Here is a 13,309-nt window from a genome sequence, read left to right as displayed (position 1 = left end):
TGGGAAACGTCATTACCTGCTATATGCGGGCAAGGTTTCACTTTTCAAGTTACATGACGCGACAGGCAAACCCTTTCAGATACAGCCCTTCCGGGTAGGTTGCAATCACCGGGTGATCGGCAGCCTGACGGAACTGTTCTATAAATTGTACATCACGTCCGGCGTCAATTGCGGCATCGGCGATGATTTTCTGAAATAAATCGGTCGCCATCAAACCGGAACAGGAGAAGGTCAGCAGAATGCCGCCGGGATTCAACAGTTGAATCGCCAACATGTTGATATCTTTATAGCCACGGCAGGCGCCCATCAGCTGGTTTTTGTTCTCGACGAACTTTGGCGGGTCCATGACAATCACGTCAAACTTCTCACCCTGATCGCGATATTTACGCAGCAGTTTAAATACGTCGTCGCGGACAAATTCGGCTTTGGCAAGGTCCAGTTTGTTGAGCTCAACGTTTTGCTTCGCAACGTCCAGTGCCTCCTGGGAGGTGTCAACGCTAATCACTTGACGGCAGCCGCCCATCAGCGCGGAGACGGCGAAACCGCCGGTATAAGAGAAGCAGTTCAGCACGCGTTTATCGGCGACGTAGCGACGGGTTGCCAGTCGGCTGTCGCGTTGATCGAGGTAGTAGCCGGTTTTGTGGCCGCCCTGAATATCGACCAGCAGCTGCATGCCGTGCTCGGTGATCGGCAGTAACGCAGGTGGCAGATCACCGGTGACCAGGCCCTGTGCCAGTTCCAGACCTTCTTTTTTACGCACCGCGACATCGCTACGATCGTAAATCGAGCAGTCCGGGAACAGGGTCTGCAGTGCGCTAACGATGGCGGCGCGCTGATATTCGGCACCGGCACTTAACAGCTGCAGGACGAAGAAGTTACCGAAACGGTCAATTGTGACGCCCGGCAGTCCGTCAGACTCGCCGGCGATCAGGCGGTAGCTGTCGAGGCCGTCGCGGGCGGCCAGCCATTCGCGCCAGGTTTGCGCTTGCTGCAGGCGACGTTCGAAAAAGGCGGTATCAATCGTTTCCTGACGATCGAAACTCCAGACGCGCGCGCGAATCTGCGATGACGGCGACCAGGCGCCACGGGCCAGCCATTTTCCCTGCGAGTCGACGATGTCGATGGTTTCGCCGGAACGGGCTTTACCTTCCATACGGGCAATGGCGCCGGAGAACACCCAGGGATGGCGACGCAGCAGGGATTTTTCGCGTCCTTTGGATAACACTAAGCGGGGGAAAATGGAATCTGTCATGGGGCTACCTTTAAGCAACGGGAATGTCGGCACCGAAAAATGGCGCGTAGGTTAGCACAAGTGGCTGGCGCAAGCATCTTTCCAGCGGGGCGACAGCTGAGCGTTTCGGCACAAAATGCAGACGCTTCGGCACAATAAAAAACCGCGGTCGATCTTACAGTGTTTCCTCACCCAATGGAGGACAATACGATGAAAACAAGATCCCGGCTCGCAGCAATGTTGATAGTGGCTATTAGTACCAGCGCAGCGGCAGCCTCATTTCGCGTCACCAGCAGCGATATGCGGGAGGGCGATGGCCTGGCGGTAACGCAGTTGTTTCAGGGCTTTGGCTGTTCTGGTGGCAATATTTCGCCTCAACTGGCCTGGGAAAATGCGCCATCAGGCACCCGCAGTTTCGCGATAACCGCCTACGACCCGGATGCGCCAAGCGGCAGCGGCTGGTGGCACTGGACGGTGGTGAATATCCCCGCGACGGTTTCCCACCTGTCTGCTGGTGCCGGAGATAAAAATAACGCTAAACTGCCTGCTGGTGCGGTGCAGGGACGAAATGACTTTGGTTACGCCGGGTTTGGCGGCGCTTGTCCTCCGGCTGGTGATAAACCTCACCGTTACCGTTTTACGGTGTGGGCACTGGATACGCCAGCGTTACCCATTGATGCACAGGCCAGCGGCGCGTTAGTCGGGTTTATGGTTCGCAGCCATGTTATTGCCAGCGCGCAGCTGACGGCAATGTCGGGGCGCTAAACGACAGACAGCGGGTTACAGAGAGTCCAGATGCACAATATTCACTTTCAGCATAATGCATTGTCGGCGGCGGAAATTACCTCCCGTCGGCTCTATAAACTGCACCGCGTCAGGCTGTTCTCGCCGGCGCTGTGTCGGGTGAATCGTGGGAGCAAGATCATCGTGCAGGGCGCCAGCCAGATGCTGGCGACACCGCAGCAGCTGATCATCCTGCCCGCTGACATCGAACTCGAAGTGATTAATCAGCCGGAGAATGGCTTATTTTGTTCCGATTTGCTCTCTTTGACGCCTGAGCTGTTGGCCGATTTTAAAGCGCGATATCTGAATGAGCCGCCGCCTGGTCGACTAACTTCCCTGTGCGCGCCGGTCACGCCGGAACTATCGTTTATGTGGCAGAACGTCCTGCAGGCGGTTCGCGGCGGCTTATCGACGGAGCTGCAACATCACCAGGCGATGGGGTTGCTGCTGGCGTTGCAGCAGGCGGGGTACGCCGGGCCGTTACTGCATGAGCGGCAACAGGATCTGACGGGCCAGGTGCGGCAAATTATTATGCTGTCACCGGCGGACGAGTGGAGCGTGCCTCGGGTGGCGAAGATGCTGTTTCTCGGCGAATCGACGTTACGCCGCCGTTTACAACTGGAGTCGCAAAGCTTTCGCCTGATTGTTGAGGAGGTGCGTATGGCTTTCGCATTAGGCCAGCTGCAATCGACCTCGCTGCCCATCGGCGAGATCGCACGCAACAGCGGCTATCAGTCCGGTTCTCGTTTTACCGCACGCTTTCGTCAGCATTACGGCCTGTTGCCGAAGCATGTGCGTTAGCAAAAGTTTGCTATTCTCAGCATCAAAGGTAGCCACAAAAGGAGAGCAATCATGGCGACAATCTGCACCATGGCGTGGGTCTATGGTTCCGTTCAGGGCGTGGGGTTTCGCTACTCGACGCAGCGGGAAGCGCTACGCTTAGGGCTGACGGGTTACGCGCGTAATCTTGACGATGGCAGTGTGGAAGTGCTGGCCTGCGGCGAAGAGGAGCAGGTGGCGGCGTTAATTACGTGGCTACAGGCGGGCGGACCGCGTAGTGCGCGGGTTGACAGGGTGAATACGGAACCTCATCAACCCACCAGAGAATGGCAAAAGTTTGCCATTCTGTATTAGATGCATTTCACCGGTTTAGGCAGGCCGGCAACTTTAGTCGCCTGTTTGGCCGGGCCTTTCGGGAACAGACGGTAGAGATAGCGGCTGTTGCCTTTCTCTTCGCCAAACTTATTGGCCATCGCCTTCACCAGCATGCGTATAGCCGGTGAGGTGTTGAATTCCAGATAAAAATCACGCACGAAGCGCACCACTTCCCAGTGTTCGACGGAGAGGGTAATGCCCTCCTGTTCGGCGATAACCACCGCCATTGCCTCGTTCCACTGCGTGGTATCTTTCAGATAGCCTTCGCTATCGGTCTCTATTTCATTGCCTTCAAAGATAAACATAATTCTTCACATACCGTTCAGACTGGCGGCAGTTTAGCAAAAAATAAGGCCCCGCATAAGCAGGGCCTGTGAACTACGGTAGGAGAGGTTAGTCTCTGCTTGCGAAGCCAAGGATGCTCAGCAGGCTGATGAAGATGTTGTACAGCGACACGTAAAGGCTCACGGTAGCGCGGATATAGTTGGTCTCGCCGCCGCGGATGATGTTGCTGGTTTCAAACAGGATTGCGCCTGAAGAAATCAGGATAAACACCGCGCTGATTGCCAGGTGCAGAGCCGGCAACTGCAGGAAGATGTTCGCCACCATCCCGATAAGCACCACCACCACGCCAGCCATCAGCATACCGCCGAGGAAGGACATGTCTTTACGCGTGGTCAGCACGTAGGCCGAGCAGCAGAAGAACACCAGTGCGGTACCGCCCAGCGCCAGGCCGATCAGATCGCCCATGCCCGCGGACAAATAGGCATTCAGCATCGGGCCAAGGATATATCCCAGGAAGCCGGTAAAGGCGAACGCCGCCAGAATCCCGGTCGGTTTGTTGGCCAGTTTATAGGTCAGGAACATCAGACCATACATCCCGACCAGCGTCAGAATCAGCCCCGGAGAGGGCAACATCAGTACCGTACTGGCCGTCGCTGTGATAGCGGAAAATGCCAGTGTCAGACTGAGGAGGAAATAGGTGTTCCGCAGAACTTTGTGCGTGCTGAGCAGCGATGAACGGTCACGCGACGACGTAATTATACGATCCATGAGTCACTCTCTTATGACAGATGTAATTAATAACGAAGCATAAAAAAACCACGCCAGAAGCCATAGTGCTTTTACCCATCTTTACTTTGCCTCACAGCGCAATGTCATAGCATTTTATTCTAATAAATGATGCTAAGGCGGTGCGTTTGTGCGTTTGGCATCAGGAACCAGATCGGAATCTGATAGGTTACTGAAAAATATTGCGTTATTGCCATTCTGTGGCTAAGTGTGGAGAGGGTACAAACGAAGCGTAATAAAGGCAAGGGATATGAAATCACAAAAATACAATCACATCACACAAGCATTACTGGCTATCGGTTTACTCTGCTCGACGGCAACGGCTTTCGCCGCCCAGGTGCCACCGGGTACGGTGCTGGCAGAAAAGCAGGAGCTGGTCAGAAATAACGGCAGCGAACCGGCATCACTGGACCCGCATAAAGTCGAAAGCGATGTTGAGTTTAATATCATCAGCGATCTGTTTGAGGGGCTGGTCAGCGTCTCGCCGCAAGGTGAGATCCAGCCGCGGCTGGCGGAGAAGTGGGATAATAAAGATAACACCGTCTGGACCTTCCATTTACGCCCAGGCATCACCTGGTCGGACGGCACCGCCATCACCGCGCAGGACATTGTCTGGAGCTGGCAACGCCTGGTATCGCCGCTGACCGCGTCGCCGTACGCCAGCTATCCCGGCAATATGCACATCGTGAATGCGCAGGAGATTGCCGAGGGGAAAAAAGCGCCGGAAACGCTGGGCGTGAAAGCGATTGATGATGCCACTTTTGAAGTGACGTTGACGCAGCCGAACGCCGCGTTTCTGGCGATGCTGGCGCACCCTTCGCTGGTGCCGATTGATAAAGTGCTGGTGAACCGTTTTGGCGAGCAGTGGACCAAACCGCAGCATATGGTGACCAGCGGTCCTTATAAGCTGTCCGCGTGGGTGGTCAACGAGCGCATCGTCGCTGAGCGCAACCCGCGCTATTGGGATAACGCGCATACCGTTATCAACAAAGTGACCTATCTGCCGATTCATTCGGAAGCGGCCGACGTTAACCGTTATAAAGCCGGTGAAATCGACATTGTCTATACGGTGCCGATCAACCAGTTTGCCCAGCTTAAAAAAACCATGGGCGATCAGCTGGACGTATCACCGCAGCTGGCGACCTATTACTACGAGTTCAATACGACCAAAGCGCCGTTTAACGATCCGCGTGTGCGCCTGGCGCTGAATATGGCGCTGGATAAAGACATCATCGCGGAAAAAGTGCTGGGGCAGGGGCAGCGCCCGGCCTGGGTGATCAGCCAGCCTGATATTGGTGGCGTAAAACTGCAAAACCCGGATTACGCCAGCTGGCCGCGGGATAAACGGATTGCCGAGGCTAAAAAGCTGCTGAGTGAGGCCGGGTACAACGATTCGCATCCGCTGGTGTTTAATCTGCTGTACAACACGTCTGAATCGCACCAGCGGGTGGCGATTGCCGCCAGTTCGATGTGGAAGAAAAACCTCGGCGTGGAAGCGAAGCTGCAAAACCAGGAGTGGAAGACCATGCTCGATACCATGCACACGCATACTTTTGATGCGGTGCGCTACGCGTGGATTGCCGATTACGATGATGCGGCTACCTTCCTGAATAACTTCCGCACCGGCGACAGTGAAAATACCAGCCAGTACAGCAATCCTGCCTATGATGAAGCGTTGAAGAACGCCGCCAAAGCGCCGGATGTTGTCGCCCGTGGCAAGTACTATCAGCAGGCAGAGGATTTGCTTGGGAAAGATGTGCCCGCAATCCCGGTCTATCACTATGTCAGAACGCACCTGGTGAAGCCGTGGGTGGGCGGATTTACACCGGATAAGCTGGGGTACTACTTCACGAAAGATATGTATATCAAAAAACATTGACCGTAGCTGGCCCGATTGACGTCGTTTTTTTATGCAATGTGCCTATATTTCAGACGAATAACGCATTTTTGTTTGTTTTTGCGGCAGTTGAACAAAATCGGGCTTTACAGCCTACGCAGAGGTGTTTATAGTGCGCCCCATACCGGAAGCGTGGCCGAGCGGTTGAAGGCACCGGTCTTGAAAACCGGCGACCCGAAAGGGTTCTAGAGTTCGAATCTCTACGCTTCCGCCAAATATAAAACCCCAGGATAGTTAATATCCTGGGGTTTTTTCATTTCTGCCGTTCCCCGCATGCCATTGCTTTCGGCTAAGTGCCCCATTAGGCTATTTTATTTGCCATTTTGGCCCTGGGCAGTGCTCACCATCCTCACGTACTGCGCGTCCACACCTGTTTTGCGTCTTTGGTTCGCAGAGTGTTTTGCGCCATGATCCCGGTCAGCGCATGCGGTTGGTAGCACGCTTCCAGATACTGGATATCCTCGGGACTCAGCTGCAGATCAACCGCGTCTGTCGCGCCGTCAATGTGCTGTTTTCGGGTCGCGCCGACGACCGGCGCAGTCGCTTTGGTCAGCAGCCATGCGAGAGAAACCGCGGTCATCGAAACCTGATATCGTTCGGCAAGTTCCGCCACACGGTCAATGATCTTGCGATCCAGATCCGCCGTTGCGTCATATTTCCCTTTGGCATAATCATCCTCAGCGGCTCGTAGGGTTTGAGTCTCAGCCTGACGCGCAAGACGACCACTGGCCAGCGCACTGTAGGGCGTCATCGCAATTCTGTCCTCAGCGCATAATCCGAAAAGCTCCCGCTCATCTTCACGCATAATCAGGTTGTAGTGGCTCTGTACGGCAACAAACGGGGTCAGTCCATGGCGTGCGGCAAGGGCGTTTGCTTTAGCCAACTGCCATGCATAGCAGTTGGATATACCGATGGCGCGGATCTTACCGGCGCTAATGGCCTCATGCAGCGCTTCAAGCACCTCAATAACCGGCGTGTTGTAATCCCAGATGTGATAGATATAAAGATCGATATAGTCCATGCCGAGATTGCGCAGGCTCTGATTAAGCGACTGCGCAATGGCCTGTTTACCGCTGACGCCGTTAGCAATCTGTTCGGACGTACGGGGCAGGAACTTAGTGGCGACCACCACGTCTTGACGTTTTGCCATGTCACGCAGCGCCTTGCCAACGTACCTCTCGCTGGAACCGTTCTGATAGGCAATGGCGGTATCGTAGAAATTGATGCCTCGCTCAAGACCATAGCGAATAATGTCGCGGCTTTCTGCTTCGCCCAACGTCCAGCGATGCTGGCCCGTCGACGGGTCGCCAAACCCCATGCACCCCATACAAATACGGGATACCGTTAAGTCACTTTTACCAAGCCGGGTATATTGCATTGTCATTTACTCCGTCTTATCAGTTTCAGGAATGAGCTTATGATTGCTGAAGCTGATGCAGGTTTTCCGCAACCATTGCGGGCACAAACTCCCGGATGTCATACGTCGCCAGGTCGGGGTAATAGGGATCCTCTTCCAGGATCGCCATCAGGGCACCGCGACTCTCCGTGTTGGCCATAATGACCCCGGATCTTTCGCGGTCGATATAAGGCCCGACGACCACAAATGCACCGGTCGAGAAATGATGCTGGAACCACTGCACATGCCCGGGGAATAATGAATTATGCTGTTCTGGCGAGAGCGCATCGCTGACCGTTATGGTGATGATAAACATTGTCTTGTTCTCCTTAACCAGCCACATTCGTGTCAGCAGATAAGGTGCTCAGCATGGCGACCAGGCGAGAGGCGTGGTCTTGAGCAAGGGCTTTCTGTTGGGCGATTTTAGCTGTATCCCTGTCGGCATAGCTGATACCGCAGGTATAAACCGGTTGTTGCCATTGCAGATTGCAAAGCCTGGCCGTGGTTTCGAACGGGACGAGGTAATCTTCGATGTTGTGTTCAAAGAAGCCATCTGCTGAATACAGTGCCTGTGGCGCGCCTGTGGTGAATGACAGGATCAGTTTTTTACCACCCAGTTTTGCCGTTGAACCATGGGCGAAACCATGAACAAAAACCTCGTCCAGCCAGCACTTCATGAGCCCAGGGAGACCATACCAGGAAAAAGGGAACTGCCAGACAATCACATCTGCCTTCAGCAGGCTTTCCTGCTCCGCGCTGATGTTGATTTTGCCGTCAGGATATAACCCGTCCAGCCGGCGTATTTCAGCGTCAGGCAGGGCAGTCGCCACTTCGTCCAGAATGGTGGCATTCGCCACGGAGTGGTTCAGGTCTGGATGCCCGGAAACAATCAGGATATTTTTCATTTTCAATGTGTTAATTAGCCGTTGTTGATCTTGGATCCAGTATAGGGCGACGACATTGTTTTTTTTAGAGCAGTAATGCCTTAATCACTTTTAGCCTGTAGCTAATAATTGACCGGCCATTGCTTGAGGATGATCCTATGAATAACGCCATTTATAATCAGATACGTATCTTTCAAAGCATTGCGCGTGAAGGCAGTATCTCGGCGGCGGCCAGGAAACTTGAAATTACTCCGCCATCGGTCAGCAATGCCCTCAAGCTTTTAGAACAGCACATCGGGCATCCTCTTTTCCTGCGCACTACCCGGCGCATTGAGCTGACAGAAACCGGACAACAGCTGCTGGAGCAAACCACAGCGGCGGTGGATTCGCTGGAAAAGTCGCTGGAAAGTATCCGCGATCAGAATCAGGAACCGTCGGGCCTGGTGCGGATTACGCTCTCGCGTTTCGCCTATCTGTTGATTTTAAAGCCCGCGATGGCTGCATTCTGCCGTGAATACCCAGGTATTCAGCTTGAGGTATCGGTCTACGATGGCACCGTGAACATCATCGACGACCGTTTTGATCTGGGGATTCGCTTTGGCGATATTCTGGAGGGCGGGGTGGTGGCGCGTCCTTTAATGAAACCGTTTCGTGAAGGACTGTATGCTTCGGCAGCCTATCTTGCCGAATATGGCATGCCTGTGGTGCCGGCCGATCTCCGCCAGCACCGGCTTATCGGCTATCGCTTCATCACCAATAACCGCATCCTCCCTCTGATCCTGAATGACAACGGAGAACAACTGACCGTTGAAATGCCCGGCCAGCTTATCAGCAACGATATTGACGTCATGGCCGACGGTATCCGCAACGGGCTGGGGATTGGTCGCTTATTTGAACCTATTCACCGATTACAGCCAGACAGGGAGACGTTTCTTCCCGTTATGGAGCGTTACTGGAGAACGTATCCGCCGGTTTATCTCTATTACCCGAAAAGCGCGGGCAAAATGAAAAGAGTGAAGGCCCTCATTGAATTTCTAATCGCTCATACAGAAGATCCGAAAGAATGAGTGGCTCTCTCGTTTCTGGATAACGTTGTATCGACCCGTTGAGCTAACAGCCAGAAGCGGACATTGCTCACCCCCAGGAACACGATACAAAGCGCCCGCGCTAAATGGCACTAACGGGAAGATGTTACCCCACCGCCCCATGCTATATATCCCTCGCAGATACCGATCGCGGAAAGGGAGCAAACCATGCTGAAGGGTAAAAGAGCCGTTATCACTGGTGGGGGCGGGGGATTTGGTCAGGCGCTGTGCGTGTGGTTAGCGCGAGAAGGGGTCGAGGTGGATTTTTGCGCCCGGCGCGTTGCTGATATTGAAAAAACCTGCAGCATCATCACTGCTGAAGGTGGTCACGCAAAAGGGTATATCTGTGATTTAACCCAGCCGGAATCTATTTCTCAATTTGCTTCCCGGCTCTTACATTCAGAGCAGCCCATCGATATTTTGATCCTTAATGCTGCTCAGTGGTTGTCAGGGACAATAGACCAACAACCGGACACTGAAATCATCAATACCATCAGTTCAGGCCTGACAGGTTCAATTTTACTCACCCAGGCATTGCTTCCAGGATTAAGGCGCTCAGACGGTGCTGATATCGTTTCAATTATATCGGTATGCGGTATCGCGAATTTCACAGACTCCATTGCCCATCCTGCTTTTTTTGCCAGCAAAAACGGGCTTAGCGGCTTTACAACGACGCTGTCGAAACAATTATCCAAAGAAAATATCCGGGTAACCGGTTTGTATCCACCGGATTTTGAACTGACCGGGCTGGATGCGCTTGTTGATGAGCAATGCAGAATGGGGGAGCGTTTAATGAATGGCCGTTCTGTCTGGGAAACGATTCGTTTTGTGCTGACGCAACCTCGAAGCTGCCACATTGGTACGATCTACTTCCAGGGGCCAACGCGCGAAGATTTGCAATAACAGGGTCTGAATCTGGCGGTGTTCAACCGAACGCTCCCTGACTATTGCCGGGGGCTATTTAGTGCCAGAGGCGGAAATCAGCGACAGGTGAAAAAAGCCGCCACGGGCGGCTTGTTGAAAAGGATATCAGCGGGGCGGCTATTCAACCGTTGAGATTTCATATTCCCGGGCGATCGCGCGGGTTTCTTTTCCCCAGACTGAAGCCCTGGTTCTTGTCTGATGAGCGTCAAAGGTCGTCTGGTTGCTAAAAAGCTCTTCGACTTTCCAGATCAAAGGATCCACCGTTTCCGTAACCTCGAATGACACGCATCCGCTTTCTTCCTTTGTCAGTTTCTTGTGTTGCGGAAGGTACTGGCGCACAAGCTCCGCCTCGTCGGCATCTTTACACACTAAACGACCCGTCAGCTTAATCATTAGCATCCCTTTATTTATTCAGTTTGAATAGCAAACCTGCTCCGGCTGGCGTTGCATAATGATGTTGCCGTGACGAATGGAGGTCAGCACTTTAGCCTGGCGGCATACCGCATCATAATCATTTTCTGCATCAAGGATCAGCAGGTTCGCCGGACGCCCCTCGGCAATACCGTAGTTATCGCCCAGGCACAGTGCCCGGGCGCTGTTATCGGTAATAAGGTCGAGACAGCGCTGCAAATCTTCATACCCCAGCATATGGCAGATATGCAGCCCGGCATCCAGGATGCGCATAATGTTGCCGTTGCCCAGCGGGTACCACGGATCCTGAATGGAGTCCTGCGCAAAGCAAACGTTGATCCCGGCGCGCTCCAGTTCCGCCACCCGCGTCACGCCGCGGCGTTTTGGCCAGGTATCGAAGCGCCCCTGCAGGTGAATGCTTTCGGTCGGGCAGGAGATAAAGTTGATGCCCGACGCCTTTAACAGTCGGAACAGCTTCGAGCAGTAGGCATTATCGTAGGAGCCCATGGCGCAGGTATGGCTGGCGGTAACCTGCGCGCCCATGCCGCGAACCCGGGCCTCTTCTGCCAGGACTTCCAGGAAGCGCGACTGCGGGTCGTCGATTTCATCGCAGTGGACATCCACCAGACAGCCGTGGCGCTGGGCCAGGTCCATCAGAAAGACCAGCGAGCTGACTCCCTTATCGCGGGTGTTTTCGTAATGTGGAATACCGCCCACCACGTCGGCGCCCATCTCAATGGCGCGGGTCATCAGCTCGCGCCCGCCGGGGAAGGATTCGATGCCCTCCTGCGGGAAAGCCACGATTTGCAGGTCGATAAGATGGGCCGCCTCTTTTTTCACCTGCAGCATCGCTTCAAGGGCCGTCAGAGACGGATCGGTGACATCAATATGTGTGCGCACGTGCTGCACGCCGTTATCGCGCAGCATGCCGATCGTCTTCAGCGCGCGCTGGCGCGTATCTTCCACCGTGACGCTCGCTTTACGCTGGCTCCAGCGGGTAATGCCCTCAAACAGCGTACCGCTCATATTCCACTCCGGCTCGCCCGCCGTCAGGGTGGCATCAAGATGAATATGCGGCTCGACAAACGGCGGGATAACCAGTTTTTGCTGGGCGTCGATATCGCAGGCGTTGGTCGCCTGGGCTGCGGTTTGCGCCACGATGCTCTTAATCACACCATCCTGTAAATCAAGTGTATACAGTGCTGTTTTATGGCGCAGGCGCGCGTTGATAATTTTCATGGTTGTTCCCGTAAATGGTTTTGCGACATACGCCAGATCGCTAAGGCGACAGAGGCGTTGAGATGAAATTGCGAATGACTGACCGGATAGCGGGTCAGTTTTTCAATGCGTTGGATGCGCTGATGCAACGTGTTGCGGTGAATACCCAAGCGCTCAGCGGCCCTGACCACGTTGCCGTTCTCCTGAAGCAGCGTTTCCAGCGTCTCCAGTAGTAGCCACGGGCTTTTGCGGTCAGGTTCGATCAGGCAGCCGAGGGTGTCATGCATAAAATCGCTCAGCAGCGTAGGATCGCTGACGGCGGAAAGCAGTTTGATAAAGCCCAGTTGCTGATAGTCACTGATACGCTGGGCCGGGCGCAGGTTATCGCTGAGATCCAGCGCCTGACGCGCCTGCGAGAGCGCGCGCTGGTATCCCTGTAGCTGCTGCACCGGCGCGGAAAGGCCGCACAGCAGCGACAGCCCGTCGTTGCCTTGCGCCAGCGCGAGCAGCCACTGTTCTAACCATTTTTTCTGCTGATAAAACTCACCTTCCTCATCCGGCAGCAGGAACAGAAACATATTGCTGCGCTCCACCAGCGGGAAAGGGTTGCCCTGTTGGTTGAGCTGCTGCTGCAATCTCTGACGCACAGTGCGGCGGGCCTGCTGTAGCCAGGCTTCGGCCTGCTCAGGTGGCGACTGACGAAACAGCCGCTGTATTCCCTCCAGGCGCAGCGCCGCGACCCGCAGCGGACGGGTAAAATCCAGCTGCTGGTGGAGCGCGCGCTGATGCAGGATTTGCAGGTCGGGATAATCGCCAGTGAGCAGCTGCATCAGAATATCGCGCTGTGATTGCAGGGCATTCTCGCTACGTACCAACGCGGTGCCGATGCGTTCCGTCACAATCACCATCTTCAGCAGATAGGGTTGCTCGATCAGCGGTATGCCGAGTTCGTCGGCGAGGGCGATCAGCCGCGGCGGGATCGCCTGAATATAGGCGTCGCCGGTGAGGATCACCATCCCGGCGATCCCGCGCTGCTTGCCCTCCATCAGCAAATGGATCAGGTTGTCCTCATCGCGGGGATGGTTGATCCCGGTGATAAACACCAGTTCCCCGCCCATAATCCACTCGGCGATATTTTCATTTTCCGCCAAGTAGTACCAGCGAACCGCCAGCTGTAGCCCCTGTTTGCCTGCCCGCAGGCGCATGGCGGAAAGGCCGTCAAGGGCGAGGATTTCGCTGACCGTCAGGCTCATG

At 54.6% G+C, this 13,309-nt stretch carries 15 protein-coding genes and 1 tRNA gene; 7 read left to right on the top strand and 9 right to left on the bottom strand.

Annotated features, from left to right (window positions below):
• Positions 1 to 49: 49 nt before the first annotated feature.
• Positions 50 to 1,252 carry a 23S rRNA (cytosine(1962)-C(5))-methyltransferase RlmI gene (gene rlmI, locus HF679_RS10065; RefSeq protein WP_123753648.1) on the bottom strand — a complete coding sequence of 401 codons (1,203 nt, stop codon included), beginning with the start codon at positions 1,250 to 1,252 and terminating at the stop codon, positions 50 to 52.
• Positions 1,253 to 1,441: 189 nt separating this feature from the next.
• On the opposite strand from rlmI, the gene HF679_RS10060 reads away from it, so the two are divergent.
• From HF679_RS10060 to yccX, 3 genes are read left to right on the top strand one after another with little or no spacing between them, the layout of a single operon-like run.
• Positions 1,442 to 1,996 (top strand): kinase inhibitor, encoded by a 555-nt coding sequence (locus HF679_RS10060; RefSeq protein WP_123753649.1) that lies wholly within the window; start codon positions 1,442 to 1,444, stop codon positions 1,994 to 1,996.
• Between the two features lie 30 nt (positions 1,997 to 2,026).
• The gene (locus tag HF679_RS10055; RefSeq protein WP_187042944.1) at positions 2,027 to 2,815 is read left to right on the top strand and encodes a helix-turn-helix transcriptional regulator; all 789 of its coding nucleotides are present in this window, start codon (positions 2,027 to 2,029) and stop codon (positions 2,813 to 2,815) included.
• 51 nt (positions 2,816 to 2,866) lie between these two features.
• The gene (gene yccX, locus HF679_RS10050; RefSeq protein ID WP_123753651.1) at positions 2,867 to 3,148 is read left to right on the top strand and encodes an acylphosphatase; all 282 of its coding nucleotides are present in this window, start codon (positions 2,867 to 2,869) and stop codon (positions 3,146 to 3,148) included.
• Here yccX and tusE read toward each other — a convergent pair.
• Both tusE and yccA read right to left on the bottom strand, forming a co-directional pair.
• The gene (gene tusE / locus HF679_RS10045; protein ID WP_187042943.1) at positions 3,145 to 3,474 is read right to left on the bottom strand and encodes a sulfurtransferase TusE; all 330 of its coding nucleotides are present in this window, start codon (positions 3,472 to 3,474) and stop codon (positions 3,145 to 3,147) included. The genes yccX and tusE overlap by 4 nt on opposite strands.
• Before the next feature lie 88 nt (positions 3,475 to 3,562).
• Entirely contained in the window at positions 3,563 to 4,222 is a 660-nt protein-coding gene (gene yccA / locus HF679_RS10040; protein ID WP_123753653.1) for an FtsH protease modulator YccA, read from the bottom strand.
• 268 nt (positions 4,223 to 4,490) lie between these two features.
• Between yccA and HF679_RS10035 the strand changes: the two genes are divergently transcribed.
• Complete coding sequence (locus HF679_RS10035; protein ID WP_154143369.1) at positions 4,491 to 6,119, top strand: ABC transporter substrate-binding protein; 1,629 nt, start codon at positions 4,491 to 4,493, stop codon at positions 6,117 to 6,119.
• Positions 6,120 to 6,263: 144 nt separating this feature from the next.
• Positions 6,264 to 6,351: transfer RNA gene (locus tag HF679_RS10030), tRNA-Ser, on the top strand.
• Positions 6,352 to 6,486: 135 nt separating this feature from the next.
• On the opposite strand, the gene HF679_RS10025 is transcribed toward HF679_RS10030, so the two are convergent.
• Genes HF679_RS10025 through HF679_RS10015 form a run of 3 tightly spaced genes read right to left on the bottom strand, consistent with a single transcriptional unit; the run spans position 6,487 to position 8,438 of the window.
• Entirely contained in the window at positions 6,487 to 7,515 is a 1,029-nt protein-coding gene (locus HF679_RS10025) for an aldo/keto reductase (RefSeq protein ID WP_154143367.1), read from the bottom strand.
• Positions 7,516 to 7,552: 37 nt separating this feature from the next.
• A complete protein-coding gene (locus HF679_RS10020; RefSeq protein ID WP_123753656.1) occupies positions 7,553 to 7,849 on the bottom strand; it encodes a YciI family protein in 297 nt (98 codons plus the stop codon).
• Positions 7,850 to 7,862: 13 nt separating this feature from the next.
• The gene (locus HF679_RS10015) at positions 7,863 to 8,438 is read right to left on the bottom strand and encodes an NAD(P)H-dependent oxidoreductase (RefSeq protein ID WP_123753657.1); all 576 of its coding nucleotides are present in this window, start codon (positions 8,436 to 8,438) and stop codon (positions 7,863 to 7,865) included.
• A 137-nt stretch (positions 8,439 to 8,575) separates the two neighbouring features.
• Between HF679_RS10015 and HF679_RS10010 the strand changes: the two genes are divergently transcribed.
• Both HF679_RS10010 and HF679_RS10005 read left to right on the top strand, forming a co-directional pair.
• Complete coding sequence (locus tag HF679_RS10010) at positions 8,576 to 9,484, top strand: LysR family transcriptional regulator (RefSeq protein WP_187042942.1); 909 nt, start codon at positions 8,576 to 8,578, stop codon at positions 9,482 to 9,484.
• A gap of 186 nt (positions 9,485 to 9,670) precedes the next feature.
• Complete coding sequence (locus tag HF679_RS10005) at positions 9,671 to 10,405, top strand: SDR family oxidoreductase (protein ID WP_187042941.1); 735 nt, start codon at positions 9,671 to 9,673, stop codon at positions 10,403 to 10,405.
• 138 nt (positions 10,406 to 10,543) lie between these two features.
• On the opposite strand, the gene HF679_RS10000 is transcribed toward HF679_RS10005, so the two are convergent.
• Genes HF679_RS10000 through HF679_RS09990 form a run of 3 tightly spaced genes read right to left on the bottom strand, consistent with a single transcriptional unit; the run spans position 10,544 to position 13,308 of the window.
• Positions 10,544 to 10,819: a putative quinol monooxygenase gene (locus HF679_RS10000; protein WP_123753660.1), complete on the bottom strand. Its 276-nt coding sequence runs from the start codon at positions 10,817 to 10,819 to the stop codon at positions 10,544 to 10,546.
• An 18-nt stretch (positions 10,820 to 10,837) separates the two neighbouring features.
• A complete protein-coding gene (gene codA, locus HF679_RS09995) occupies positions 10,838 to 12,076 on the bottom strand; it encodes a cytosine deaminase (RefSeq protein ID WP_187042940.1) in 1,239 nt (412 codons plus the stop codon).
• Positions 12,073 to 13,308, bottom strand: a complete 1,236-nt coding sequence (locus HF679_RS09990; RefSeq protein ID WP_187042939.1) for a PucR family transcriptional regulator — start codon at positions 13,306 to 13,308, stop codon at positions 12,073 to 12,075. Before HF679_RS09990 ends, codA begins: the two co-directional genes overlap by 4 nt.
• Between the last annotated feature and the right edge of the window lies 1 nt (position 13,309).

It is taken from the genome of Enterobacter sp. JUb54, from assembly GCF_014298075.1.
GTDB classification, from domain to species: domain Bacteria; phylum Pseudomonadota; class Gammaproteobacteria; order Enterobacterales; family Enterobacteriaceae; genus Klebsiella; species Klebsiella lignicola.
Note: the sequence above shows the minus strand (reverse complement) of the source record. Positions and strands in the feature narration are given on the sequence as shown.

Coding starts and splice junctions, on each gene's coding strand:
- yccA (WP_123753653.1), bottom strand. CDS start 4,222: ATGGATCGTATAATTACGTCGTCGCGTGACCGTTCATCGCTGCTCAGC.
- yccX (WP_123753651.1), top strand. CDS start 2,867: ATGGCGACAATCTGCACCATGGCGTGGGTCTATGGTTCCGTTCAGGGC.
- HF679_RS10020 (WP_123753656.1), bottom strand. CDS start 7,849: ATGTTTATCATCACCATAACGGTCAGCGATGCGCTCTCGCCAGAACAG.
- HF679_RS10010 (WP_187042942.1), top strand. CDS start 8,576: ATGAATAACGCCATTTATAATCAGATACGTATCTTTCAAAGCATTGCG.
- codA (WP_187042940.1), bottom strand. CDS start 12,076: ATGAAAATTATCAACGCGCGCCTGCGCCATAAAACAGCACTGTATACA.
- HF679_RS09990 (WP_187042939.1), bottom strand. CDS start 13,308: ATGAGCCTGACGGTCAGCGAAATCCTCGCCCTTGACGGCCTTTCCGCC.
- HF679_RS10005 (WP_187042941.1), top strand. CDS start 9,671: ATGCTGAAGGGTAAAAGAGCCGTTATCACTGGTGGGGGCGGGGGATTT.
- HF679_RS10060 (WP_123753649.1), top strand. CDS start 1,442: ATGAAAACAAGATCCCGGCTCGCAGCAATGTTGATAGTGGCTATTAGT.
- HF679_RS10035 (WP_154143369.1), top strand. CDS start 4,491: ATGAAATCACAAAAATACAATCACATCACACAAGCATTACTGGCTATC.
- HF679_RS10025 (WP_154143367.1), bottom strand. CDS start 7,515: ATGCAATATACCCGGCTTGGTAAAAGTGACTTAACGGTATCCCGTATT.
- HF679_RS10000 (WP_123753660.1), bottom strand. CDS start 10,819: ATGATTAAGCTGACGGGTCGTTTAGTGTGTAAAGATGCCGACGAGGCG.
- HF679_RS10055 (WP_187042944.1), top strand. CDS start 2,027: ATGCACAATATTCACTTTCAGCATAATGCATTGTCGGCGGCGGAAATT.
- HF679_RS10015 (WP_123753657.1), bottom strand. CDS start 8,438: ATGAAAAATATCCTGATTGTTTCCGGGCATCCAGACCTGAACCACTCC.
- rlmI (WP_123753648.1), bottom strand. CDS start 1,252: ATGACAGATTCCATTTTCCCCCGCTTAGTGTTATCCAAAGGACGCGAA.
- tusE (WP_187042943.1), bottom strand. CDS start 3,474: ATGTTTATCTTTGAAGGCAATGAAATAGAGACCGATAGCGAAGGCTAT.